The organism is Mucilaginibacter galii, from assembly GCF_014635825.1.
Taxonomy (GTDB): domain Bacteria; phylum Bacteroidota; class Bacteroidia; order Sphingobacteriales; family Sphingobacteriaceae; genus Mucilaginibacter; species Mucilaginibacter galii.
In genome coordinates, this window is record NZ_BMDO01000010.1 from 87541 (window position 1) to 113525 (window position 25985).

A 25985-nucleotide genomic window follows, 5' to 3' on the forward strand; every position below is an offset into this window, starting at 1 on the left:
GCTTAAATTAAGATTTGGGTATGCTGATGATAAATTCGGTAAACTGGTTCTCCTGGGTTTTTACCGTTATGGCACCTCTGTGTTCCTTTATAATTTCCTGGCTTAAATAAAGGCCCAAGCCTGTACCTTTTGCCGTAGGTTTGGTGGTAAAAAAGGGCTGAAATAATTGCTTTTGCTCTATAGCCGATATCCCCTTACCGTTGTCTTCAATAATGATCTCAAAATTATCTTCATTAAAAATGGTAGTCACGGTAACCTGGGGTAAATGCCGTGCATGTGCCTTTTGCTTTTCGGCCACTACATAATAAGCATTAATAAGCAGGTTGTTGAGCACGGTATTCATCTCATGTAATAAGATGCTGGCCTCCTCCTGTTTGGCATCCAGGTTAAGCCGTATAGCTACATCTACGCCCGGAAACTCTTTGCGGCCTTCCTGTATTACTTGCTTTACGCTGGTTTCTACCAGTTTGTTAATGTCGGTGCTTACAAACTCGTTCGATTTCTCACGAAGAATTTTCTCCATCCCTTTTACAATCCGCGAGGCGCTTGAACCATGCTCATGCACCTTGTTCATGTTGCTTTTTACGGTAGAGAGCAGGTCTATCACTTCCTCCTTATCATCGGCACTTATTTCGGGCTTTTCTATGAATTCCAGGCTTTCGTCTATCAAATCGCCGGAGAGGGAGGAGAAGTTATTGATATAATTAAGCGGGTTCAGAATACGGTCTACAATACCTTTGGTCAACTGACCTATCGACGCCAGTTTTTCCTGTCGGATGAGCTGCTCCTGGGTATTTTTAAGGTTTGAAAGCGTATCCTGAATATCCTCTAAAAGCGTTGTTTTAATGATAGCCGCCACAAAGTGCTCTTTAAGGTTCTTCAACAGGCTAAAGTCGCGCTCCTCAAAGGCATTGCGTTTTTGCCAATTCTCAATAATCATGAACGCATGAATTTGATGATTAAGCTTAATTACCATCATTAAACTCGACTTGGCTTTATTGAAACTGGCTAACTGTTCATCCTTTTGAATACTCTTAACAGATTTGATAAAGTAGATATCTTCATAAATCTCTTCAGCCGCTGACAGGTAACGGGTTTCGGCTTCTTCGCCGGTGAGGTGAATTTGCTCTAACGCCGCCGTATTATAGCCATAGCTGGCCTTGAACTTAAAGCTATTGGTAGGTTTATCATATACCAGCATGGCGGCCTTTTCGGCCCCCCTAATGATGCGGGCTTTTTCTAAAATGGTTTGCAGCAGGCTATCGAAATCAATTTCGGCATTGATAGATTTTACAATCTGGTTGATCTTTTCTAACTCGTCGTTCTTACCGGCCAGTTCTAACGACTGGCTTTCAATGGCTTCTTTTTGCGTAATTACTTCGGCCGTGCGGTCTTTGATCAATCCTTCCAGTTTCTCCTTCTCCCGCTGAAGCTTTAAAGAACGCATTCGGGCCACTACCAATATGATGCCCGCGAGCACCAAAACATAAATAATAAAGGCCCATATAGTTTGATAAAAGGGCTTGGTGATGGTGAACCGGTAAGTAGCAGGCTTACTCTTGAAGCCAAAAATACTTTTAGCCTGCACGTGGAAAGTGTAGGTACCGGCGGGCAAATTAGAATACTCTTTTTCCTGCTGATTGAGCCAACTGGTGGTGTCGGTATCAAAACCTTCTAAATAATAATTGTACAGCATCCCTGTGCCACCTGCCGCCGAAGGAGAACTGAAAGTGAAACTGATATTATTGTCATGATAGTTTAGCGTTGGCTTGAAAGCTTTGTTCTGGGTGTAAGCAGGCAGGTTCTGTTCATTAAAATAGGTGCCGCTGAACAATAGTGAGTCGGTATTTACCTTTACCGACCGGATGAGCGCCGGCTCAACCGCCGAAAGGCTTACCGCGCTGCGGGTATCTAAAAAAATAAGATTATCGGTACTACCCAGCCATATGCCTGACCCATTATCATCAGGATATATGGCAAAAACTTGCTGATTTTTAACCGGGGCTAAAACTGCATTGGCAGGCACGTAGCCCGAGGTTGTCTTTTTAAAAGAGCTGATCTCGGTCCCATTACCCGAGGTTGTCCATAGCGTCCCGGTTTTATCCTGTACCATATGGCTAATCCAGTTTTGGTTTGCAGTTGAATCGCCTTTAAAAATATTGATGTGCTCGAAACGGTTTTTGGCTTGATTAAATTGGTAAGCGCCTTTGATGGTGCCCACCAGCATTTTGCCATCTACCCAGTTTAAATGGTTGCCTGAATTATAAGGCAAACCACGGGCCTGATCGTAGAAACGTGCTATTTTGCTCGTTTTGTTATAGCTTATCAACCCCTTAGATGGTATTTGCAGCCACAAGTAACCCATTTCATCTTGTAAAATCTCGCGCACTTCATCGGTAATACCCGGGAGTTTTGCTTTTTGAACAAAGCGGCCGTTGGTATTTTGTAGTTCGGTTACGCCGTCTAACTGGCCTGCGTAAACAGTTTCGGGGTTGGTTTTCGATTGGCTTAAGGTTACCGAATAACCGGGAATTATACTTCGTGCGCTGCTGCCATCATAACCGTATACCCCGGTGGAGGTGGCAACCAACAACTGGTTAGTTAACTTCAAAATATACAGGCATGGCATTTGCAAACCGGGCACTGCTACAAACTGCATTCGCTGGGTATTGTACACCATTAGTCCCTGATCTGTGGCTATATAAAGTTTGTTTTGAAAACGCGTAGCACCGGTTACATTCCCATTTACATTCTTCTTGCTGTTGTAGAACGACAGGTAAGAAGGCATTTCTACACGGCTGATGTTTTTTTCCGTAGCTATCCAAAATCCGTGGTTATTGTCTTCATATAAAAAATGGATATTATTATTGTATAACCCCGTAGTAGCCTTGCTAAAAATTTGCCTGGTTATACCTCCGGCCGTTATGACCACTACCCCACCATTTACGGTACCTATGGCGGTAGAACCATCATTCAGCTTAGTTGCACAAGCAATTAAATTGGTTTTGAAGTATGCATTGGCCTCGCATTGGTAAGGCGTAATACCCGATGCGGTTAACTTAAACAAGCCCTGGTTACCCGAACCAATAAGCACTTCATTTTTACCCGCGCTCACCATAGCGCCAACCGTTACCTGTTCCGAAAATAAACTGCCGCCCGCTACACTACTGAACCTGCCATTTCGAAACGCCTTTAACCCGCCTTGTTTAAGCTGCGCATACAAAATACCGTTTACATGAAATGCGCTGATAAGCGGACTGCCGGTGTTCCAGGCTTGTAATTTCTTTCCGTTCCACAAGATGACATGTGTACTGGTAATAAAGTATACACCTTCGCCCGTGGCATAACTGCTTATTACATCAGGAAAGGTAATATGGTAAGGTTTGAGATAGGCGTTCAGGCTGGTAAACTGCATGCTGCCTAAGGCATTGGGCTGCAGGTAACCTATTTCGCCGCGGGTACCTACAAAAACGCGCCCGCTTGGGTCGGTTACAAGGGTGTTTACCTTGGTGCGTTCTTGGGTTAAAATGGTTCGCCAGGTGCTGCCATCATACTCTAATACGCCGGTAAAGTTGGCAAAGTACATCACGCCCCGTTTGTCGGCCGTGATAGCAAAGTTTTGTCCGCTGGCTTGGTAATCGGCCGGTAAAAACTCACTTTGTACGGGGATGCCGGTTTCGGCGCCCATGGCCTGGGCAAAACATGCAGTATTACTGCAAACAGCAAGTAAGCAGGTTAAAACGCTCCATATATATCGGCTCAAGGCAGAGGTCATTTTCATATAACAGCTTCGTTTACAGCCCCGGCATTTAATGTATTAATCATCTTTTTGATACGGATATGATTTTCGGCCAATAGCTCGTACAACGTACTGGCACTAATTCTTATATAAGCGGTGTTCACCATAGCATTGATCGTTAGCTGACTGGTAGCGCCATCCTGTATGTACCAGTACATTTGTGCATTGGTAATATCCCTTTCGCCATGGTCGTCGGTAATGTGCAGGTGCCCGTTCATTACGAAGTAAGCCGCCTCGGTATCGTGCTCATCGGTTAGGATAAGGCTGCTGCCCGAGGCCAGGTACTGCTGTTTGATAACCTCGCACAGGTGCATCAACTCAAACATGGGCAAGTTTTTGAAAAATGGATTTTGCTTAAACAGCCCAATCACATCAGTGAGCAAGTAACGCTTATAATTAATATTCTTGAACCGCTTGGTACGCTCAAATACGCGTTCTTTATCGACATTAGTAAGGCGGTCTACCATGGCGGTAATGAGGTATGGATTACTATTATGCAATTTCCAGAGTACAGTTTCGCAATACAATTTGTTATGACTCAGCATCTGCCCAACCAACACTTCATCACTACCAGGAAAGGTGGCCAAAAGGTTTACGGCCATGGCTTTTGTCCAGTAGTTAATTTTGGTATAATCCTTATTGACGATATCTATCAGCCTTTCCTCTACAGGAAGTTTTTGTTGCGCGTAGTTGAGGTCATATGCCTGTACCAGTTCTCCATGTGTCAAGTCGCTCAACAACGGCATGATCAGCGCTTTAATATCGGCAGGGATGGTCATGTTTAACACCTCCATAGCATACGCCCGCGATTCGGGCGAAGAACCCTCAAAACTGTTGATGAAGAACCTGATCACGTTGGCATCATACATCATCGACAGCAGCTTGAAGGTCAACCCAATCTTATAACGAAGTTCCAGTTCCAAACTATTTTTAAGCGCATGGGCGCCATCGGCATGTTCAATATCAATACTGGCAGCGGCTATCCAGGCAATAATATCTATTTCATTCTCGATGTATTCTTTAATAACCGGGTGCTCTTTTACTGGGAACTGGTAGTGGCGATTATATAAGGCTGTAAAAATATTGTTCCTGATATCGGGCTCCACCAGGTTGAGGTGCGATTTTAATACCTGGTCTACCTTGGTGCTGTCAATATCACCAATGGATTTCACCACGCGGATATAACTTTGCTTAGGCAGGTCGCTGCGGTTAAGCAAAGCAGCCAGGTAAGGCAACAGGGCTTCCCCTACATGTTTAATGGCTTGCGTGGCCGAGTAGGCGGTTTCATCGTCGGTCAAGCTTTTGACCATCAAGGGCCACAATTCGCGTTTTTTAATATTGCCCGAAGCCATCAACGCAGCATTACGCACCGGCGTAAATTCATCCTGCAATAGTTCGGTAAGTATTTTGTAGCTGTTGTAGTTTTGGTAATAAGCCATTAAATGAGCCACTGCTACCCTATCACTCACACTTGCCGAGCGGGAAAGATTGACTGCCGACGAGTAATCCGTTTTCTGAACGTTGACCAGATAGTCTCTCGCCTCCGCGAAACGCTTAGCCATGCCATTAAGATTACCATCCTTCAAACAAAAACCAAGAACCGGTATAGCAAGGGTAATATTCCCTTTTTGCAGCTTTTGCAAAATGATGCTTTGCAATGCTGCACTGCTTCGGGGCAATTGGCGCAGCAACATGAGGTTAAAGGCCGACGGCGCAATTTTTTCGAGCAGATTAAAGGCGATGCTGGTTTTATGAACATCGTGCACATCTACCAGGCCCATATAGCGGTTAATAGCCATGGCCTGTTTCTTTTCTTCCTCGCCTTTAAAGCCGCTTAATTTGGTAATTACCGATTTGAGCAAGTGCTTATACTCATGATATAGTTTGTAAGAAACCCAAATCCAAACGGCTATAATTACCAGAAAGATATAGTTATAGATAACCACATCCAAAAACTTAGCCTTTGAAAGCAGCACCAGCATTCCACCGGCAAATATGAACCCTATCGACTTGGAAACACCTTCTACCTTACTTTGCAGGGCTAACCTTTCTTCTACCGGAACGGGCTGATAAAGTATTTGAAATGAGGTATCAAAAAAGAGTGTACGCACCACCCGTACAAACAAACGGCTCAAAATGATAAATGAAAAAAATAAGCCCACCGTACCGTAAAACGTGCCCAGCGTGGCTGCCAGCAAAGTAGAAAAAGCCAGCAGCACCGGCAACAGCAATAAACTGAATAATAAGCTATACTTAGTAAGCACACGGCCGGATACAAAGGTTTTAAGCAGAAACTCCGCAACAGACATACTTCCCATAAAAATACTGATGAACCCACTAATGACCTTGGCATTCACAAACTGGAGCTTCACTTGCCCCAGAAAAATAAAGTCGACATAGAAAGTGGCAAACAACGGGAACAGCGCCAGCACAAAAATGAGCATAAAGTACTTATTCTTGAATATGCTGGTAGTCGCTTTTATGGGCTCATGCGTTACGGAAGCTGCCGGTGAGGCGGTATTGATCTTTCCGCTTAAATAACGCGTAATCATGGGCATGATGAAAAGGCAAATGACCAGCCCGGCTATGGAAAAGTAAAATAGATCGGTGGTTTTGATGACTTTTAATAATAACGGAACCGAAAGGAAACTGATTACCCTGGCTAGTATTTCGCCCGAACCTATTAGGCCAAACAAGCGCTTGGCCTGGCTTATATTAAATATTTTGGCAGCTATGCCCCAAAAGCCAATGCCATTAAGCATTATAAAAATATTATACCATACAAATAAGGCAAAAGCCGATGCCTTGCTTTGATTATGTATGTACTCGAACGACAAACCACATACGCTGATAAGCAAAAAGATGCCACCGGCTATAAATAGCTTGGAGAAAGAAATATAACGTTGCAAACGTTTAAACAATAACCAAACCATGTAGCTTACCACGCCCTGCCCCATGTAAGCATAGGGCAGCATAGAAATTTCAAACTTGCCTACAAACAGCGAGGTAGATGCCGTATAAAAGTAGGCGTAGGCCAAACCCATAAAAAACGAATACAAAGTAAGCAGCATCACTACTTTTTCTTCGCCCTTTTTAAGGTTGAAGACTTTGCTGGTTATCGTATTTATGGTGAGTGCCATGTTTGTTTTATGCTCAATATTTATTCACGTCATTGCGAGGAACGAAGCAATCGCTGCACGACAGGTAGACATTTGCTTAGCCTACGCAGAGATTGCTTCGCTATCGCTCGCAATGACGGTTTTTGCTATTACCTCCCTCGCCGCCCGTTCAGGCGTCCACGCCTGAACGAAGTCCTGGTGTAAGCGTCCTCGCTTACAATAATTTGACCGTAAGCGTGGACGCTTACATTGATTAGCATTCAGGCGTGGACGCCTGAATGGGCGGCAATTACATATCTATACCTGCGGCTTTTCTACCGAAAAAACGCTACGTTTGAAATTGATGTAGATGTCGTTATCTAATGATTTGATCTTCAGCAATTCGCGGGTGGGCGTATCAAGTTCCTCGGCAATGGTCATGATGTAATCGTTCCACTCCTGTAGCTTCAATTCATCGCCCGAAAACTCTTCGTTCAGGCGGTTTACCGTATGCAAATGGTAATCGAAGGTCAACAGCTTGCGCACAGCGGTAAAGCCTGCATCACGCATTAAAACGTAAAAGTCGCGGTTCAATAAAAAATGCCTGTTTTGCACCAACGATTCGTAACCGGCCAATTCATCCTTTTTCCTGATCACACTGGTGTAAAAGGTATAATCGTTATCTTCCAGATCGGGGTTCCAAACCACTACCCGGCCGCCCGGTTTTACAATGGCAAACAGGCTCTTAATTAAGTCCTTTTTACAAATCTCGGGTATTTCATGCAAAAACATTTTACAGATCACGAGGTCATAATGATTAGCAGGCAAATCGAGCTGCAAGGCATCCTGATGCAGATAGCGCACCTGCGATTGATTATTGTACAGTTCCTGCAACGCCTTTATTTTCACTTCGCCTTTTTTTAACTGAAACAGTCCTCCATCCAGCAAATCATACGCAAAGTTTATTTCAGGGTGACGCTGCATCAGCCGGATAAATATAGAGCCGTAGCCACCGCCAACATCAACCACGGTTTCGCCATCTTTAATGGCCAAAGCTTCAATAAACTCATTAAAGTCTACTTCCGATTCGCTGTGTACCACGGCGTAGTCGGCATTGCGTATCTCGTACGCGTTTAAGATAGGCTGCTTCATAAATCGTATTTTAAGGTTAGGAGAAAATTTCTGTCGCGCTGGGCTACATAAGGCACAAAGCCTGAGATAGCGGTGGTAAAATTGGCATTGGCCGCACGTGGCCCCGGACTATAATACAAACTGTTGAGCAGGTTATTGGCCACCAGTTGCAAAGTAAAGCGCTGGTAGCGTTTATGCTGATAAGTCAATGCCGAATTAAAGATCAAGTAACGTGGTATCTCATTGGTACCGTCAACACCGCTGTTGGCACTTACGGTTGTACCATTACCCACGGGTTTGGCATCTACATAGTTACTGCGCAAGTTTATATTGAGCAGATTTTGACTCAGGCTAAACGCATAGTTTACGCCTGCGTTCAACTTAACAGGAGCTATATCGGCAATGGTTTGCGTTGTAAAATCAATTACCGAACTGTTAGCCGTTTGCCTTGCACGGGTATAGGTTACGTTAAAATATGCATCCCAGTGCGAGTTTATGGGATGATAAATGAGGTTACCTTGTGCGTTGAAGATAGAGTATTCACCGTTGTTTTGATTGATCACCTTGTTTGCAACATTGGGATCGGGACCGCTCGAAACAGCATCGATGATGGAGGAATAAGCCGCAGATAAATCCCAGTTTAAAGAACTCTTACCATGTTTATTCAGGATAATCAATTCATAATTCCTGATCTTTTCTGCCCGTAGCGTTGGGTTGGCATTACGAGTGGTACTGGTAGAAAACTTAGTAAATTGTGAAGGATTTTGAATACCCTGTGAGTAAATGAGCTTCCAAACCGTGGTTTTTAACGAAGCAACCAAAGCTAGTTTAGGTGAAAACACCTGGCCAAAACCGGCATTAGTGTTAATGCGGTTATAATCGAACCGCCCGCCTGCCGTGGCATATAACAATGAATCTTTAAGCTGGTAAGTGGCCTGGCTGTAGAAACCTAAGTCGAGCGTATTATATTGGTTGCCGCCTTTAGGCAGTGTAGCTGTGGTGCCCTGCTCCTGCGCATAAGCCACATTGCTTTGATCAATAGCATTGGCAGTGGCGTAGCTGCTATAGGTCAAGTAATCGCCCTGTAACTGGCTATAGCGGTATTCAAAACCGCCCAATACCGATATTTTATTTTTTGAATAGGTAACCTTGGTATCGCTCCTGAACTGCTGACCTTTATAGTAATAGAACCGGTTGGTAAAACCATCTTTGTTACCATCTATCAAAGTCGTGGGTTCAAAAAGGTTGAACAGCGAAAGCCGTGCTACCTCACTGTAAAATGTATTGGCGGTAACTAAATTTGAAGCTTTATCTAACCCTGAAATTTCGAAAGAATTTAGATTAGAGAAGGAAAAATTCTCAAAGCGCTTATCATAGTTAGTATACAACGTAGTATTAATAGGTGCCCAGCGCCCCCCGTTTTTGGTACCCGCACTGTATAAGCTTTGGTAGTAATTAAAACTCTCCTTCAACTTCCAGGTGCGGAAGCCTGCCTCAAGGCTACCTGTACGTAGCTTACCGCTCAAAAACCAATCGGCCGCCTGGTTGGCATAACTTAGCGGGTTACCGTTCACCGGTCCGCTAAAAGTGTTCTTATCAGCAGTCCGCGCCTTCTCAATGAGTGTATTGAGCATAGCAGGATTAACCTTCAAGGTAGATGTACCGTCACTGTTAACCGTTCGGACAAAATTTGCGGCTCCGTATTTAGCTACGGCAGCATCTACAGCAGCCGCGGTACCGGTGAATGAAAGCCTGTTTAAGTTGGCAGCGTAAGTGCTGTTTGGCACCTTATCAATTTGGTTAGTACCATAGTTATAAAAACTTTGAAAATCAAGATTACGCTCGTTAGACTGGTAATACGCCCCTGACAAGATGTAAGTAAAATTGGTGGTTTTACCGCCCAGCGTAACATCAACGTTGCGGGTGTTGTAGCTACCTACCGATATATTGGCGGTGCCATGAATACCCAGCGTTGTACTATCGGCGCTGGCCGTGAAGGGCTGCACCTTGGTACGTGTTAGATTTTTATACGATTTGGTGATGACGTTAATAGCCCCAACAAATGCACGTGGCCCGTATAAGGTTGATGCGGGCCCGTAAATAACCTCCACTTCGCTAATACTTGATAGCGGGTACTGACGCGATATATAGGCAATGTTAGACCATACATCATTCTCCTCCACACCATCGATCATGAAAAGGGTGCGTTCTGTATTTTCCTGCCGAAAACCACGCTGATAAACATTAGCATAGGTAACCGAGTTGGTTTTAGAAATATCGAAGCCCGGTAAATCGCTCAACAGGTCTACCAAATTTCCATAACCCCTTTTAACCATATCTGCGGCTTTAACTACGATAACCGATGCCGGGGTAAGATCAATATCTTCGGGGCGTTTTGATACCGAGGAGATCTGCCTGTCGGCCAAACTATCCTGCACATACTGCACCATGCTTTTGAACATAGCCGGATCGTCGTCGGTCACATAATTGCCGGGTTTCGACTTTACGTACTCGGCAATATTTTGTAAGGAGTAATTGTTAGAATCAAGTGCTAAGAATATCTTAGCTTTCAGCTTATAGTATTCGCTGCTGCGCAGTCCCGAACATTTTTGGTATTCCTCGGTAAGCTTCAATGCATCGGTCAACTTACCGCTTTCGTACATGTCGCGCGCTAAAGCCAGCCTGGTAGAACAGGTATCGATCCTTTGCGCTAAAGCTTGAGATGAGCAAAGGCAAAGTCCTAAAAAACAATAGAGTAAATATTGCCTCATGCCGATCTGTTTATATATTTATTAGTCATTGTGCTCCAAAAATCTTTAAAGCTTTTGTATTTGCCCTGCCATAGCCTTTTGTAAATATCGGCACCAATTTCCTTTTCTATCTCTTTATCTTTCAGGTCACCGGTGATCATCTTTTTATTGTCGGCAATGTTGGTAAGCTCCTGCAAAACAATACGCTCGGTAAATGGCCATAACTGAATTAAGCCAGACTGTCCCACAGATAAAATGTATTTGTTATTAGGCGATATGGCGATGTTGCGAACCCAACTTTTGCGGTCCTGAAATATGAGGTCTTCACCTTTATCATCCTGATCCTGCCATTTAGCCAGCCTTACCGTGTTATCTAACGAGCCCGAAGCAAGTGTGCTTTGGTCTCCGTTAAAACTCAAACCCGTTACGCGCGACCCATGGCTGTTCATGCGGGCGGTAAGCGCAGGCCTGTCGCCCGTAATATTATACATCTCTATATTTCCCGCATCGGTGCCCACGGCCATGGTGTTACCGTTTGCACTTACGGTAATGCTGCTAATTTTTTCAGGCAAGGCGATTTCGGTATTTATGGCACTAAGATCGCCTGTGACGTTAAAGGTGAGGGTGCATATCTGCCCGCCCTGGGCCACAAAAACATTGGTAATCCCTTTTCTAATCTGCACACCGCCGGCTTGCAAGCCGTTGTCTGCCGGGCCTTTGTATAACTGGTAGCGGTTAATTAACTTGTAACCAGATGGAGCATAGCTGTAAATGCTAGCATACTTATCTGTTTTGATGAACAAACGGTAATCGTCGCCCGCGGGCAAAAACGTTACATATTGCGCTTTGATACCGGCATCGGGCATTGCCAAAGGAGTCGAAAGGTTGTTTACACTCCAGATGATGGCTTTACCGTTCACCGTGCGTCCCAACAAAAATTTCTTGTCGGGCGACAATGTGATCGATGTTATGCTTTCTCCTACACTTTTACCGGCTTTTTTGATTTTGATCTGCACCGGCGAACCGGTAACCGTCCACTGGTTTACCGTACCATCATCTCCGGCAGTAAAAAAGTCGTTGTTGTTAACGAAGGCAACGCTGCGGAAGTCATAGCCGTTAGCGCTGCTTTTGACGCCATAGTTGTAACGGAGCACCTTGCTATAGTAACGGTTCACCTGCGCCTTTAAAGCGTTGTAGATGGCTCTATTTTGCCCCGTACCGCCATACTCGCGGTTAATAGCATACGAGAGGAAAGCCATTTGCATGCTCAGGGTATCTTTCTGAGCATCGCCCGATAGCTGGTTTGATTTAAAGGCTATGCTGCGCGCTTCAGTTAGCATGCGAAGTGTTTCTACCTCCCTGCGGGCTACAATGGCATTATCGCGCTGTTCCTGAGCTACTTTGCCCGATTTAACGGCGGCTACGCGCGCAGTATCGGCTTGGCGTTTTTGGTATAGGGCCTGCGTACGCTGAATATTGGCTTCTTTACTTTGCGCAATAGCCACCAGTTTTTGTAACTCAGCATTGCGACGCTCGCTAATGGCGGTCAGTTTTTGTTCTTCGGCCAGACCTTGTTGTTGGGCGGCAATGCTTTGCTGCTGTTCAGCTATTTTTTGTTGAAGGAGGGCCTGTTTCTTTTGTAAATCGGCTTCGGTACCTTCTATTTTTAATTTCTTTTCGTTTTCTAACGCCCGCTTTTCGCTCGACTCGGCCTTGAACTTAAGATTCAACGCAAATACCAACAGCAATAACGACAAGATGGAGGCGGTACCCAAAATGATGGCAGTACGCCTCGCCCTGCGTAACTCGTTGGCTTGCTTTTGTGCGCGCTGCTCAATTTTGAATAAACTTTCTTTCTTACTATATTCTAAAAAAGCTATGGCCCGCTCAAAGGCAGGATCATAACGGGTGGCCCAGGCTACAGTTGGCTGGTTGTCTTGCTGCCACTTTACGGCCAAGGCCAGATCAGGGTCTACCCACAGGCTGGCTTTGCCTTGCTGGTACAAATCGGCAGATTTGGATAAGCGCATATATAACTCTGCCGATTTCTCTTCAGCGTATACCCAGTCTTTCAACCGCGTCCAAACGCGCATCAAACTTTCATGGGCAATGTCTATAACAGTGTTCTCTTCCAGCCCTATGGTATAGACCGGCATCAGGAAGGCCCGGCCCGGTGCACGAAACTCATCTATCACGTCTACCACTTCCTGCTCGGTGGCATTGGCCAGGTCCATCAATTCCCATAACTGGGCAGGGCGACGGGTGCCTTTGCTGTTGACGGTAACATCGGTAAGGGCTTTAAATATTTTTTCGGCTACTTTTTGCTTACGCTCACCCAGGCTGTTGTAAATTTCTTCGGCGTGAATGGAAAGCGCCTCGGCCATGGTACCGATGGCTTCGTATTGCGGTAAGTCAATGATGGTACCGGCCGATTCATGGTGCTTCCAGTAATCCCAGGTACGCATCATGGCATGCTGTAGTACGGGCAGTTGGTCGAGGTTATCGTTCAAATCCTCCATCAACCTTTCTACCAGTTGGGGCGCTATGGCAGCATGGCAAATCTCCACAGGCTTAATGATCGTATCGCGGATGCCATCATTAGAGATCCTCGGCAGAAGGTACGCCCCCCTGTTGATGGCATTGGGCAAACCGTCAAACTCGGTGCAGTTATCCAGAAAATCGGACCGCATGGACACCATGATATAGATGGGCAGATTACTGTTTTGCAAGCCGGAAAGCAGCAGGTTAATGAAAGCCTGCGAGTCGTTATGTTCCTCCGTTGCGTTGGCATTGCTGTGAAAACGGAAGATCTCCTCAAACTGATCGATAACTATGAGCCAGTTATCCTGATGCTCGCTTTTATACTTATCGTAAACCTGCTGTATGTTGCTAATGTCGTTCTTTAAATATGCAGATGTATTTTTAACGTGTTGCTGTTCATCTTCATAGGCATTATCACCTAAAGTATTAACCAAGGCATCAGCAAAGGAAAGAAAAGGATTATTATCAGGTCTGAAGTAGATGGTACTCCAATTGCCGTTACCTTCCGAAATGGCTTTAAGCCGTGTAATAGCCGGGATAATACCCGCCTTTACCAAAGATGATTTACCACTGCCGGAGTAACCTATGAGTGCCAAAAAACGTGTAGAAGATAACAGCGCAGTTACCTCCTCTATCTGGCGGGTACGGCCAAAGAAAAGATAATCTTCGTCCGACTCGAAGTTTCTGATACCCGGAAACGGATTGATGGTATATCTTACTTTACTCATTTATCGGCTCAAATTTTTCAGGATGATACATTTACCACAAATACATTACAGTTTTGATCGCCCCTGCGCTCGTAACGGAACTCATCTACATTTTGCCGGGCCAATAAAATGCCCAACCCGCCTATAGGCCGGTCTTCCAATGGCTTGTTCATATCATCCTGGTTAGGCACCAAGTGAGCAAGCGGATCAAAGGCTACAGCAGTATCAATTAACGTAACGGTTAGTTGCCTGGCATCATCAGCCATATGCACCTCAATAATACCCAAGCCAATACCCGCTTTCGGATAACCGTAATTGATAATATTGGTTGCAATTTCGTCAATAGCGAGGCACAAACCATAAGTTTTCTTCTTGTTAAAACCTAAAACTTCGCACCTTTTGGATACATAGTCTCTTATTGGTTCCAATGAATCAAGCGAAGCCGGAAATATTTTTGCTGCGTTGTCCATCGGCGCATCAGGCTGGATAATTGTCAACAATATGCACGCTGTGGATAATGCCGGTCATTTGCAGGGTATCTACAATTTGCCCCTGCGGCTGCACAATGTAAATTTGCACGGTGGTACCCAGCTTTTGCTTGGCAAATATGAGCATACGCAAACCGGCCGAAGACATGAACTCAAGTTGGCTAACGTAGAGCACCAAAGCCGTTGGCGACTGGGCTGCAACTTTCTGTATTTCGGCCTGCATCATCGAAGCTGATGAAGAATCGAGCGAGCCTGCAAGGGTTAGTTTGGCAACACCCTCTGTTATTTCTGATGTGATATTGAAGCCCATAGTTAAGGTTGAATATTTCGTATTTAAAGTTCTGGTAATTATCGCCCCAAGAGTACAATGACCGAGTGAGGACCTAACGTAAACTGCTCTATATTAGTCACCAATGGCTCTACACCTGTAGCAAAACAGCAATTACCATCAATTATACCTGTGTTGGCCGAAACATACCAAGACCTGCCCTGCGGCAATGTAGGTAGCTGGAGGTTTATACCCTCGTAATACATATTGGTAGCAATATAAATATAATCGTCGGTAGTGGTGCCGTTTTTAGCATAGTTTCCGTTCAGCATCCAGGCAAATACCCTGCTCCCGGCCGAGTAATCGCATTCAAAGGGTTTAACTCCGTGAAATGTGATATCGGCGTAACCGGTTTGCTTAGGGTCGGTATAAGTAAAATGATCGCGGTTACGTAATGCCGGGTGTGCCTTACGGAAAGCTATCATGTGTTTAGCATAGGCAAACAAGCCTGCGTTCTTTTCTATCAAATCCCAGTTGAGCCAGTTGAGTTCGTTATCATGGCAATATGTATTATTGTTACCCTGCTGTGTACGGCCCATTTCATCACCCATGCAAATCATGGGCACTCCCTGGCTTACCAGTAATAGCGTGAGCGCATTTTTGACCTGGCGTTGCCTTAAAGCGTTAACAGCGGCATTATCGGTTTCGCCCTCACAGCCACAGTTCCAGCTTTCGTTATCGTTACCACCATCGTTACCGTTTTCGCCGTTGGCGTCGTTATGTTTTTGGTTATAGGCAAACAAATCGTACAGGGTAAAACCATCGTGGCAGGTAATAAAGTTAACACCGGCCGTAGTGCCGCGGGTGGGGTATAACCAGGGCGAACCCTGTATTGCTTGCGCCAGGTCGCCCACTAAACCCGGTTCGCCTTTGAGGTATTTACGGAGGTGATCGCGGTATTTGCCGTTCCATTCGGCCCAGCGGCCATAAGCCGGAAAGTTACCAACCTGGTACAAACCACCGGCATCCCAAGCCTCGGCTATTAATTTACAATTGGCCAGCACCGGGTCGAACGCTAATGATTCCAGCAAAGGTGGGTTGTTTAACGGACTACCATCGGGCGCCCTACCTAAAATAGCGGCCAGATCGAACCTGAAACCATCTATATGATACTCGGCAGCCCAGTAACGCAGGCAATCCAGCACCATATTACGTACTACCGGGTTATTACAGTTAAGCGTATTACCCGTACCCGAAAAGTTAAAATAGTAACCCTCGGGCGTAAGCATGTAATATGTTTTATTATCGATGCCCTTGAACGAAATAGTAGGCCCGCGATGGTCGCCCTCTGCGGTGTGGTTGAACACCACATCTAAAAACACTTCAATATCGTGCTCGTGCAGGTGTTTAATAAGCGTTTTCAACTCATCTACCTGCATACCAAACTTACCGCTGGCAGCATACCCTGCCTTGGGCGAAAAGAAATTGAGCGTGCTATAACCCCAATAGTTCACCAGTTGTTCGCCGGTATCGGGGTGTAGCTTGCTGTGTTCCCACTCGTCAAATTCGTAAATGGGCATCAGTTCCACACAGTTTACGCCTAATTCTTTTAGGTAGGGTATTTTTTCGCGGATGCCGGCAAAGGTACCCTTGTACTTAGCCCTGGAGGATGGGTGCATGGTAAAGCTGCGCACGTGCATCTCATAAATGATGAGATCTTCGATAGGAATCTGCAGCGGGCGGTCGTCTTCCCAGTCAAAATCCTCGAAAACTAAACGGGAGCGAAACGGATAAATATCATCCCAGTTTGGCGGTGCCATCCAAGTATCGCGGCCACCAATGGCTTTGGCGTATGGGTCTGACAGGATTTTGGTTTTATCGAACCTATATCCGTTGGCCGGATCGTATGGCCCATCCATGCGGTAGCCATATTCCAAACGCTCAAAATCAAGGTCGAACACGATCATGCAGTACACGTTACCAATACGAAACTCCTCGGGGAAAGGGATCTCGGCAAAGGGTTCATCCTCGCCCCTTTCGAACAATACTAACGAACACGAAGTGGAAGCGCTGGAATACACCGAAAAGTTAACGCCGTTGGGCACCATAGTGGCGCCAAACGGGAGCACATGCCCACGCCTGAACTTGATGTCCTGATACTCATGCGTTGGATAATAATCTATCCGCAGATCGTATTCGGCCATGCTATTTACTGCTTAAAGCTTCTTCTACCGAGGGGCAAATGTCAAAAAAGGCTATAAAGCCGGTCATGAACATCACATCCCTTATTTCTTCAGACACGCCAACCAACACCACCTTACCGTCCCTGGCTTTTAACTGGCGGTACACCATCAGCAGCACACGCAAGCCCGCGCTGGATACAAAAGTCACTTCAGTTAAATCTAAAATCACCTTATGCGTATTGCTGATTACGGGCAGTATACTTTGCTGCAAGTCGGGTGCGGTTTTGCTATCAATGCTTCCTTCTACAGCAGCAATGATATTTGTATCAACTTGTTTTACTGTTACTTTCATAGTTTAACTCAATTGAGTTCTTACTTAATTATTCTTTATCATTTCGAGTGCTACCGAGAAATCCTGTTTAGCCATGCTTATTGTAAACCTCACGCTTTGAACAGGATCTCTCACTATCGTTCGAGATGACAGGTTCTATTATTTTCCCTTTCTACGTGTCTCTCTTGCGCTCATCTATGATGAGTGCTTAACATGGGTTAGCGATTGTATCGCTTCGATGCGTCACAGACGCAAACCTATTTTAAGCACTCGTTGTAAACGAGCGCAAGGTGGGTCGGCGTATGCTTCGACAGGCTCAGCATGACAATTTATGTACTTGACCTTTCTAATAATCATGTCAGTCTGAGCTTGTCGAAGACTCAGCAAAGCGGCGAATGCTTCGACAAGCTCAGCATGACAATTTCAATACTTCCTATTTTTCACGTTTCGTCATTGCGAGGCACGAAGCAATCGCTGCACGACAGGTAAACGTGCGACCATTCTTCGCAGAGATTGCTTCGTACCTCGCAATGACGTATTTGTTATTTACTTATCCAGCCATGTCTTTGGCGATAACTTCACCTTAACCCTCACTTGCTTACCTATCGGTGGCAGGTTTACATACAGGCCATCGGCATTAAAATCAGTATAGGGTTCATCATCAATAAAGCAAGCTTCTATGTAAATGCTGCCCTCCGGCAATATATCTGGCGAAACACGCAAAATGTTATCTTTAAAGGAGTTTGGGTAGGGCTTAAAATACATAAACATGGGCTCTTTCTTAATGAGCAGGTTAATGTACGTGGCCGATAGATAGCATAACTCCATACTATGGTAACCGCTCATGGAGTGGCTACCCTTAAATCTTTCATTACCAACCAAGTATGGCAATCCGTTAGCTAATGTATTAAAATAAACGCCACCATCATCCGTATCCAGGAAAAAAGCACTGTAAAAAGAGGCCACCTCGCGCGAGAAACGCAGATATTCATCATCTTTTAAGATGCCGTTCATAATGAGATAGGCTAAGATAGCCTGCTCCTGCTGCCACCAGGCTTTACGGTCATGGAACGAAAACTCATGGTGTTCTCCATCGGGTTTGAGGGTGCGGTCTACCACATCGTACCAGCCGCCGCGCTGGCGGTCGCAGCCTACCTTGGGCATTTCTTCGGCAATTTTACGGGCAAAATCCAAATACTCTACCTTAGGTTTGAGCGATTGCATGCGCATTAAGTTCCAGGCAATTTTGAGGTTGTGCCCTACTACGGCACGGTTTTGCTGCCATCCCCATACCTGATCTTTACTCCAGTCGGCAAAAAACTTTTCTTGCACAAACGGACTGTTCAGGTAATCGGGGAAATAGCGGGTAATGGTATCAAATGTATATTCTAAAAACTCGGCATGTTTAGGATCACCCGTGGCCAGGTAAAGGTTTATGAGGTAGGCCGGCGCATGGTCGCCCACTGAGTTCCAGTTTTTACGCGCTTTGTTAGCCCCTAAAGAATCTTCATGTGCGCTTAGCATGATTGGGTCTATGTGCGAAAAATATCCCTCCTGCTCGGGGTCTTTATAAAAACGCTCGAACAAGGACAGCGTTTTATCAATGTCTGACATGATGCGGGTATCGCCCGTGATGCGCATAGTTTGCGTTGGACCAGCCAGGGCGTAAATTTGCTCATACATGGGCAGCGAGTCGTAATCATCGCCAAACTCGGAGGTAAGTAATTTGGTTTCCTTGGCACCATCTACTTTAATGCCGTGGTACCAGTATACAATATCCTCATCTTGATCGAGGAAACGCATATGGTCGCGCAGATAATTGGTACCTTCTTCGGCCGCTTCTAAAAACTCGTCTTTGCCGATGAGCAGGTAGGCCGATGCAAAACCGTAAACCAGGCGTGATATGGTATCTGTCTCCTGCAAATAATCGCCATGTTTATTACCACCCAAATGCAAAAATGTGCGGTATTGATGATAATCTATAGGTTCTTCAGGGTGATTAAACTGCCACTTCAAATAACTGTGACCAATGGAGGAAATTTGATTGATCCACCAATCAGGTTCTTCATGACGGTAGTTGCCCGGCCCTTTACCCGGAAAAACCAGCCACTGCGCCTTAAATAAATTATTACCGTTACCCGGGTAAAAAGTGCCGTAAGCAAACACCATTTGCCTTGGCAATGCCAGCAGGTGGTTAATTTGCCCGGTGGCATCCTGGTAAGGTTCGCCCAAATTGCGCGCAAAACGCGCGTAAGTATTGGGCATGAGGTGGATAAGAAATTCGCGCTCGTCGGACGTTTTGATGGTAAATGCCTGTTCGCGTAAGCTAAAATCGGTCACATAACCGGCAATGGTGTCTGAAAAGGTGAAGTTGATATCCATTTTGTAATAATTTAAATCGGTTAGTTTTTGTAGATGCTGATTGCGTTACCTTATTCGTCTTTGTACCCCTGCGTAAGTTCAATTATGTTGTTCTCCGGGTCTTTTATCCAGGCAGTTTTCCATCCGGGAATAAAGGCATCGAACGTTAGCGGGCCAAGGGTTATCACAGCATCAGCACCCATTTCGGCAAGTTTGGCATCCACATCATCTACGCTGAAAGCCAGGTGACGCATCCCCTGATAGTGCGGTCCGTCGCCATCTTCGGCAGGTGCGGGCCTCGGAAAATCGGCCGGGAACACCTCAAAGTAAAAACCGCCGGCATTTTTTAAAAAAACCAGTTCTTTACCCTCGCCCAGGGGAATGGTACGTGCCCTGCTAAAGCCAAAATGCTTAGTATAAAAAGCTTCGAAAGCTGCCAGGTTTTCTACAGTGAAAGCCAGGTGAAATACGGTTGCAATTATCATGTTAGCTTTGGGGTGCTGATAGTAATTCGATGATTTTTTTGGCAAATAAATGCGCGTGTCCGCCCGAGCGGCCTGTAACCAGATCATTGTCTACCACCACGTCTTCGTTAACATACTGGGCCCCGTAGGCACGGGCATCGCCAATGAGGTTGTTGTGGCAGGTAAGCGGCCGGCCCTTAACCAGTTCGGTTGCCGGTGCGGTAAGCCATAAACCATGGCAAATAATACCTTTCGATATTTTAGGATTGGCAAAAGCACGTTTCAAAAACTCGGTTGCCGGCGGCATCTTCTCCACGTCCTCGGTATACCTAAGCCTGTCGGCCACCATGCCCGAAGGCACAATGATGGCATCATAAGAGGCCAGTTCCTCATCGGTCATGTTCTCGAAGCTTTCCCAGCAATCCATAGGAGCTTTGTATTCGTGACCGTAAAAGGTAAGCTTATCCTGCCCCCAAAGGCGGGTTAAAAAATGCAGTTCGGCGCCTTCTTCTGGGAAACGGTACTTGTAATAGAATATCTCGTTCTCAAAAAAGTCACTTTCAAAGAGGACCCCTATTTTTTTGCCGGTTAGTTTCATAGTTACTGTTAATTAAATATGCATTGTCATTTTGAGTGCATTTCAAGTCCTCCCCTTTGGGGAGGATTTAGGAGGAGTTTACGCCAGCGATCCATCCGGGTGCTGCACCATTCCTGCAAAGTGGATGGTGATCTTGTCACCCTGTAATACCCAGCTATCGGCAAAACGCATGTGGCTTTGCCCTTCTTTAGTGGTCATGGTAATTTGCTCGGTGATCATCAATGTTTCGGGCTCCTCGGTTTCCGACCAGAAAACAATGCCAGTCTCCAATCCGTCAATTCCGAGGATGCCCTGCATGTGCTCCCTGATCTGGTCGCGGCCTTTGTAAACCTTCGGCGTTTTCATAAAACTGCTGATCAGGATGGCATCATCGGTATATTGGTTCAACAAAGCTTCAATGTTTTTATCGATTATAAACCGGATATGATCGCGGTACATTTGGCCTAATTTAGTGTCGGGTACATTTTGCATGGTTTTATGCGGATTTATGAAGTTTTTTAAAGTTTAATGAGGATTGATAAGGTTTGTTAAAGCTTAAAATCAAAGCATTGCCGAACCCTCATGATATTTTAAACCATCCACTACATATTTGGTAATGATTGGGTTACCAGCTTCGTTAGCCTTCATTTCCCAGGTTTGGTAAGCATCGGCATTAATACGCTTGCTAAACGCCTCCGGAGCATTCCAAACACTGGCCTCCCATTGCACAATGACTTTAACGGTTGCTGTGTTACCGATAATAACCGGCTCGGCCAGTTTAACGGTATGCACCTCATCAAAAAAGATCCTGATCACCCGCTGAAACCAGCCTTCAAAACCGGCATGCTTGTAAATAGTTACTTCTGGGAAAACCATTTCCAATTCCTCATCGGCCAGCATGGGCAATACTTCAACCATGGGCGCATGTACATCCAGTTTTTTATACCAATTGACCACAAGGCTTTTAATCGATTCTTCTGTAAACATTATCAGGAGTTTATATAGATTTCTTGTTTGATTTTATGATCTTCCATAATCATGGCGGCGGCCTTTTCACCTATCATAAAGCAAGTGGCAACTGTATTTCCGCTGGTTATCACTGGCATTATTGAGGCATCGGCCACACGCAGGTTTTTAATGCCGTGAACGCGCAGGCGTTCATCAACTACAGCACTGGCATCCGTGCCCATTTTGCAGGTACCAGCCGGGTGCCATATGGTAGTGCTTTGCTCTCTTATGTAATCAGAAACAGGTGTTTTTCCCGGCACTACTTCGCTTACATTCATCGTGTTAAAGGCCGGTTGGGTAGTGATATTCCTGATGATTTCTACTGCTTCGGCAAGTGCCTCTACATCGGCAGGTTCGTGCAGGTAATTTGGGTTTATCTCAGGCGCTTCGGCATAGTTGGCAGATGCCAGGCGTACTTCGCCACGGCTAAGAGGTTGCACCAAAATAGCCAGGAAAATACATACCGGCACTTCAAATTTTGGCAGTAACGGCACTAATGGAGTCGGTATGCCAGGAGTAAAGTTGATCTGCACATCGGGTGCATAATCGGTAAAGGTGGTTTTCACAAACAGCACATTACCAGTAAGTAGTGTTGCATTTTCAGCTTGTTTTTTGGTTTGGTATATGAGCGGCACCTGCACATGGTCTTGCAAATTTTTGCCTACTCCAGGGATATCTGCCACCACATCAATATCCATATGGTCGAGATGTGCCTCCGGGCCAATACCGGAGAGCATCAGTATTTTGGGAGATGCCAGTGCACCTGCACTTAATATGACTTCGTTAACCGCAAATGCGGTATAAGTGAAGTTATCAATTACATACTCTACGCCTACAGCAACATTGTTTTCTATCAAGATTCTTTTAACCTGCGCTTTAGTAAGCACCGTTAAGTTCGACCGGTGGATAACCGGGTGCAAAAAGGCGGTCGCACCGCTTTCACGTTTTTGCTTGGCATCTATATGAAATTGCAGGTAACCGGCACTATTGGTTTGTTTGGCGCCGTTGTAATCAAAATGCGGCTCGTTATAACCTGCTTGTTGCGCAGCCAGCAAAAATTCCGGACTCCGCATGATATCATCAGGGCAATCGCTCAGGCTTATTTCACCACCTTTGCCGTGATAACTGGTATCGCCGCCAGTGTAATCTTCAATTTGTTTAAAGTACGGCAATACTTCTTTATAACTCCAGCCTTTGGCACCTAAAGTACTCCATTCATCAAAATTTGCGGCATTACCACGCACATACATCATGGCATTAATGGATGAACTGCCCCCTAATACCTTGCCCTGGTTAAGCGTTATACTGCGGTTAGTCATACCTGGCTGGGGGGTGGTTTTCAAATTCCAGTCGGCCCCTGTGCCCCAAAGGCGGACAAAGCCTCCTATGTCGGCAATATCCGGATGCTTGTCTTCACCGCCAGCTTCCAGCAAAAGTACGCTGGCCGAAGCATCGGCACTCAGGCGATTAGCCAGCACACAGCCGCTGGCACCGGCACCAATTATGATGTAATTATAGTATGAAAGATCGCTTAACATAGCATAAAAGGCAATTGATCATTTAAATGTATCTTATATTGAGTTATCATGATTTAAGTTGTGAATACGCACATGCCTGCTCTACTTGTGCAGATTGATGATCGCCCTGAATAACGAGATCTATTAAGAATGGCTTATCATCGGCCAGCATTTTTTGAATAGCCGGCAAAATTTCTGATTCATGCGCTACCCTTACGGCATCAACACCCATTGATTGGGCCAACAGATCGAAGCGTATTGCAGGGAACGAAAGATCGAATGATAATGGGTGCTGACGGTCAGATATATCTCGCTCTTTCCAGTAATTGTTGATATTGAGTTGCAGCAATTTGTATGACCCATTGTTGCAAACCACAAACTTGGCTCCTATTTTATGCCTTACGGCTGTCCAAAGGGCTTGTATAGTATACATGCAACCACCATCTCCCGAAAAACCGATGACGGTGTTTTGCGGATTGAGCAGCTTTACGCCCATTGCTCCGGGAAAACCAATACCTAAAGATCCTCCGCGGGTTACAAAATAATGTCCAGGTTTTGTGGGTGGTATGTAACGTGTAACAGCGGGAGATGAAGTTAAAGCTTCATCAAAAACAATGCTATTTTCAGGTAGCTGTTGTGCAAGCACACTGGCAAATTGTGCCATTTGCAACGGGTGATTGCCTTGTGCTTTGATATCAACATCTAACTCAGATTGGGTACGGGTGTTTTTAGCTTCGCCAATACTCTTGATACGTTCGGCTATTATTTCTTTTTGTCCGGATGATAATCTGGATTGTAATTCGGCGATAATAGCTTGTAAAGATAGTTTGGGATCGCTTACAATTCCAATGTCTACCCGGTGGTTCTTAGCTATTTCATAAGCGTTTAGATCGAAATGAATAACCGAAGCATTGGGTGCAAATATATCACCCAGTTCTGGGAACACTTCGGGCATCATATATGTCCCTATAATGAGATTTACATCGGCTTTACGGGTAATTGGAGAACTGTAACTGCCAAACATGTGGCCTGTATTGCCTTGATATAAAGGATGGGAATAATCCATAATGAAATCACCAAAATTAACACCATATACTTCTGCACCAATAACTTCAGCAAGTTTGGTCAATTCTTCGGTGGCATTTGAGTAGGCTACACCATCACCAATAAAAATTACAGGATTTTGCGCAGCAATTAGCTGATCGGCAACTTCTACAATTACTTCAGGAGTTGGCAGTGTGCGGGTTGAAGGAATTAAGGTGGGGAATACTTCCTCTTCATTAATTTCATCGAGCACATTCATGGGCAAGCATACATAAACAGGCCCCATAGGTGCCGTACCGGCTATTTTGATAGCCCGCCGTAAGGTACGCAATAACGACTTTGACGACATGACCATGGTGGAGTACTTGGTAACCGGAGCCATCATAGCCACTAAATCGTTAGCCATTTGGGCATCCATGTTCATGTACTCTGTACCTGCATCAGACCCGATCACCACCAGCGGAGCATGCCCCCGTTTAGCCTGGTAAAGGGCCCCAACGGCATTGCCTATACCCGGTGAGCTGTGCAGCTGTACTAAAGTTGGCTTTTGGGTAGCACGGGCATAACCATCGGCCATAAGTACGGCAATGCTTTCTTGTAGCGTAAGGATGTACTTCATCTCCGGGTAATCGGCCACAGCATCCAGGAAACCCTGTTCAACTGTGCCGGGGTTACCGAACATGTGGCTCATGCCATCGGCCAGGAACTGCTCAATAATTTTTTGATTACCGGTTTTACCAGCCATATCTTTTAAGGTTGTTGTCCAGCACGTTTACTATCTGTTCACCAAACTCAAAAGAACACTGCAGCGAGCGTGCAGTTATAAAAGGGTAATCGACTATAACCGATGTCTCCTTACCAAAATTACCATGAAACTGACCTTCCGTACCAACAGCATCGGCTAAAATGTACTCGAGCACATAGGGCGGCGGGCCAATATTAAAATCGGTACCCATAAAGCCGGTGCCATCGTGGTAATCATATTCAATACAATGACCGGTAACATGCTTACCTTTAATGATGCTATCTCTTTCGTTAAAATCGCGGGCAAAAACCAGTGCGGCAACCCCATAACAAATAGCAGATACCGGTTTACCGGCACGGTAGAAACCTAAAATGATTTCATGAACGCGCTGGTTATTTACCAAGTCGACAATGGGACCGCTGCCGCCCACTATAAGTACAGCATCGTAGGTGTCGGTCAGCGCTTTATGACTTTCTTTTACTTTGACGTAGTAGTTTTCCAGTTCACGCAAAAAGTTAGTGGCGCTGTGATACGGACGTTCGGGGATGTAATCGGCCATGTTAAGGCAATTAGCTAACTTACCCGTTGCTTCAAAAGCTTTTACCTTTTCGGCAGCTTCGGGCGTGGTTACGCATATGCCAAGAGGTGGATCTACATAGGTCGTATCGTAACTTGGCGGTAAAGCTTGCGCAGTTTTACCATGAGGCGTCATGAAATGGACTTCATAGCCGCTTTGCTCCAGTTTTTCGAGCGGCCCAACCAGTTCAATTCCCCAATAGCCATATTCAGATAATATCGCTAATACTTTTTTAGCAGGCATAATTTGCAGGTGATAATTAGTTCTTTAAATATAAACCAACTTTAATGTTCACCCTTAATAAATTTTTGAACTACAGCAATATGTATGTGAATAACGTTTATTCAGATGTAAACATTAACTAAACACTTGGCCGCCATCACTAAAATATCATTT

17 protein-coding genes are annotated in these 25985 nt (G+C 45.3%); all 17 read right to left on the reverse strand.

From position 1 onward, the window contains the following. Positions 1 to 7: 7 nt before the first annotated feature. A complete protein-coding gene (locus IEV61_RS16690; protein WP_188418188.1) occupies positions 8 to 3781 on the reverse strand; it encodes a sensor histidine kinase in 3774 nt (1257 codons plus the stop codon). Further along, positions 3778 to 6939, reverse strand: coding sequence for an MFS transporter (locus IEV61_RS16695; RefSeq protein ID WP_188418189.1), 3162 nt, complete (start codon positions 6937 to 6939; stop codon positions 3778 to 3780). The genes IEV61_RS16690 and IEV61_RS16695 overlap by 4 nt, the downstream gene beginning before the upstream one ends. Before the next feature lie 276 nt (positions 6940 to 7215). After that, the gene (locus IEV61_RS16700) at positions 7216 to 8049 is read right to left on the reverse strand and encodes a class I SAM-dependent methyltransferase (RefSeq protein WP_188418190.1); all 834 of its coding nucleotides are present in this window, start codon (positions 8047 to 8049) and stop codon (positions 7216 to 7218) included. Next, positions 8046 to 10799: a TonB-dependent receptor gene (locus tag IEV61_RS16705; protein WP_188418191.1), complete on the reverse strand. Its 2754-nt coding sequence runs from the start codon at positions 10797 to 10799 to the stop codon at positions 8046 to 8048. Before IEV61_RS16705 ends, IEV61_RS16700 begins: the two co-directional genes overlap by 4 nt. Further along, on the reverse strand, positions 10796 to 14047 hold the full coding sequence (locus IEV61_RS16710) for an NACHT and WD repeat domain-containing protein (RefSeq protein ID WP_188418192.1): 3252 nt from the start codon (positions 14045 to 14047) through the stop codon (positions 10796 to 10798). The genes IEV61_RS16705 and IEV61_RS16710 overlap by 4 nt, the downstream gene beginning before the upstream one ends. A 17-nt stretch (positions 14048 to 14064) precedes the next feature. Continuing rightward, positions 14065 to 14496: an ATP-binding protein gene (locus tag IEV61_RS16715; RefSeq protein WP_188418193.1), complete on the reverse strand. Its 432-nt coding sequence runs from the start codon at positions 14494 to 14496 to the stop codon at positions 14065 to 14067. A 7-nt stretch (positions 14497 to 14503) separates the two neighbouring features. Continuing rightward, on the reverse strand, positions 14504 to 14824 hold the full coding sequence (locus IEV61_RS16720; RefSeq protein WP_188418194.1) for an anti-sigma factor antagonist: 321 nt from the start codon (positions 14822 to 14824) through the stop codon (positions 14504 to 14506). 38 nt (positions 14825 to 14862) lie between these two features. Continuing rightward, positions 14863 to 16986, reverse strand: a complete 2124-nt coding sequence (gene glgX, locus IEV61_RS16725; RefSeq protein WP_188418195.1) for a glycogen debranching protein GlgX — start codon at positions 16984 to 16986, stop codon at positions 14863 to 14865. A gap of 1 nt (position 16987) precedes the next feature. Continuing rightward, positions 16988 to 17317 (reverse strand): STAS domain-containing protein, encoded by a 330-nt coding sequence (locus tag IEV61_RS16730; RefSeq protein ID WP_188418196.1) that lies wholly within the window; start codon positions 17315 to 17317, stop codon positions 16988 to 16990. 525 nt (positions 17318 to 17842) lie between these two features. Continuing rightward, the gene (locus tag IEV61_RS16735; protein WP_188418197.1) at positions 17843 to 19678 is read right to left on the reverse strand and encodes an AGE family epimerase/isomerase; all 1836 of its coding nucleotides are present in this window, start codon (positions 19676 to 19678) and stop codon (positions 17843 to 17845) included. 50 nt (positions 19679 to 19728) lie between these two features. Then, positions 19729 to 20142 carry a VOC family protein gene (locus tag IEV61_RS16740; RefSeq protein ID WP_188418198.1) on the reverse strand — a complete coding sequence of 138 codons (414 nt, stop codon included), beginning with the start codon at positions 20140 to 20142 and terminating at the stop codon, positions 19729 to 19731. A 1-nt stretch (position 20143) separates the two neighbouring features. Further along, a complete protein-coding gene (locus IEV61_RS16745; protein ID WP_188418199.1) occupies positions 20144 to 20719 on the reverse strand; it encodes a DJ-1/PfpI family protein in 576 nt (191 codons plus the stop codon). Positions 20720 to 20797: 78 nt separating this feature from the next. Beyond that, positions 20798 to 21190 (reverse strand): nuclear transport factor 2 family protein, encoded by a 393-nt coding sequence (locus tag IEV61_RS16750; protein WP_188418200.1) that lies wholly within the window; start codon positions 21188 to 21190, stop codon positions 20798 to 20800. A gap of 69 nt (positions 21191 to 21259) precedes the next feature. Beyond that, positions 21260 to 21685, reverse strand: a complete 426-nt coding sequence (locus tag IEV61_RS16755) for a hypothetical protein (RefSeq protein ID WP_188418201.1) — start codon at positions 21683 to 21685, stop codon at positions 21260 to 21262. A 2-nt stretch (positions 21686 to 21687) separates the two neighbouring features. After that, on the reverse strand, positions 21688 to 23244 hold the full coding sequence (locus IEV61_RS16760; RefSeq protein ID WP_188418202.1) for a GMC family oxidoreductase: 1557 nt from the start codon (positions 23242 to 23244) through the stop codon (positions 21688 to 21690). A 46-nt stretch (positions 23245 to 23290) separates the two neighbouring features. Further along, a complete protein-coding gene (locus tag IEV61_RS16765) occupies positions 23291 to 25012 on the reverse strand; it encodes a thiamine pyrophosphate-binding protein (protein WP_188418203.1) in 1722 nt (573 codons plus the stop codon). Further along, positions 25002 to 25832 carry a type 1 glutamine amidotransferase domain-containing protein gene (locus IEV61_RS16770; RefSeq protein ID WP_188418204.1) on the reverse strand — a complete coding sequence of 277 codons (831 nt, stop codon included), beginning with the start codon at positions 25830 to 25832 and terminating at the stop codon, positions 25002 to 25004. The genes IEV61_RS16765 and IEV61_RS16770 overlap by 11 nt, the downstream gene beginning before the upstream one ends. Between the last annotated feature and the right edge of the window lie 153 nt (positions 25833 to 25985).

Bases quoted from the DNA above. Each gene is read 5' to 3' on its own strand.
- IEV61_RS16755 (WP_188418201.1), bottom strand. From the start codon at position 21,685: ATGTTTACAGAAGAATCGATTAAAAGCCTTGTGGTCAATTGGTATAAA.
- IEV61_RS16765 (WP_188418203.1), bottom strand. From the start codon at position 25,012: ATGGCTGGTAAAACCGGTAATCAAAAAATTATTGAGCAGTTCCTGGCC.
- IEV61_RS16695 (WP_188418189.1), bottom strand. From the start codon at position 6,939: ATGGCACTCACCATAAATACGATAACCAGCAAAGTCTTCAACCTTAAA.
- IEV61_RS16690 (WP_188418188.1), bottom strand. From the start codon at position 3,781: ATGAAAATGACCTCTGCCTTGAGCCGATATATATGGAGCGTTTTAACC.
- IEV61_RS16760 (WP_188418202.1), bottom strand. From the start codon at position 23,244: ATGTTAAGCGATCTTTCATACTATAATTACATCATAATTGGTGCCGGT.
- IEV61_RS16700 (WP_188418190.1), bottom strand. From the start codon at position 8,049: ATGAAGCAGCCTATCTTAAACGCGTACGAGATACGCAATGCCGACTAC.
- IEV61_RS16730 (WP_188418196.1), bottom strand. From the start codon at position 17,317: ATGAAAGTAACAGTAAAACAAGTTGATACAAATATCATTGCTGCTGTA.
- IEV61_RS16740 (WP_188418198.1), bottom strand. From the start codon at position 20,142: ATGATAATTGCAACCGTATTTCACCTGGCTTTCACTGTAGAAAACCTG.
- IEV61_RS16735 (WP_188418197.1), bottom strand. From the start codon at position 19,678: ATGGATATCAACTTCACCTTTTCAGACACCATTGCCGGTTATGTGACC.
- IEV61_RS16705 (WP_188418191.1), bottom strand. From the start codon at position 10,799: ATGAGGCAATATTTACTCTATTGTTTTTTAGGACTTTGCCTTTGCTCA.
- IEV61_RS16745 (WP_188418199.1), bottom strand. From the start codon at position 20,719: ATGAAACTAACCGGCAAAAAAATAGGGGTCCTCTTTGAAAGTGACTTT.
- IEV61_RS16710 (WP_188418192.1), bottom strand. From the start codon at position 14,047: ATGAGTAAAGTAAGATATACCATCAATCCGTTTCCGGGTATCAGAAAC.
- IEV61_RS16750 (WP_188418200.1), bottom strand. From the start codon at position 21,190: ATGCAAAATGTACCCGACACTAAATTAGGCCAAATGTACCGCGATCAT.
- IEV61_RS16715 (WP_188418193.1), bottom strand. From the start codon at position 14,496: ATGGACAACGCAGCAAAAATATTTCCGGCTTCGCTTGATTCATTGGAA.
- IEV61_RS16770 (WP_188418204.1), bottom strand. From the start codon at position 25,832: ATGCCTGCTAAAAAAGTATTAGCGATATTATCTGAATATGGCTATTGG.
- glgX (WP_188418195.1), bottom strand. From the start codon at position 16,986: ATGGCCGAATACGATCTGCGGATAGATTATTATCCAACGCATGAGTAT.
- IEV61_RS16720 (WP_188418194.1), bottom strand. From the start codon at position 14,824: ATGGGCTTCAATATCACATCAGAAATAACAGAGGGTGTTGCCAAACTA.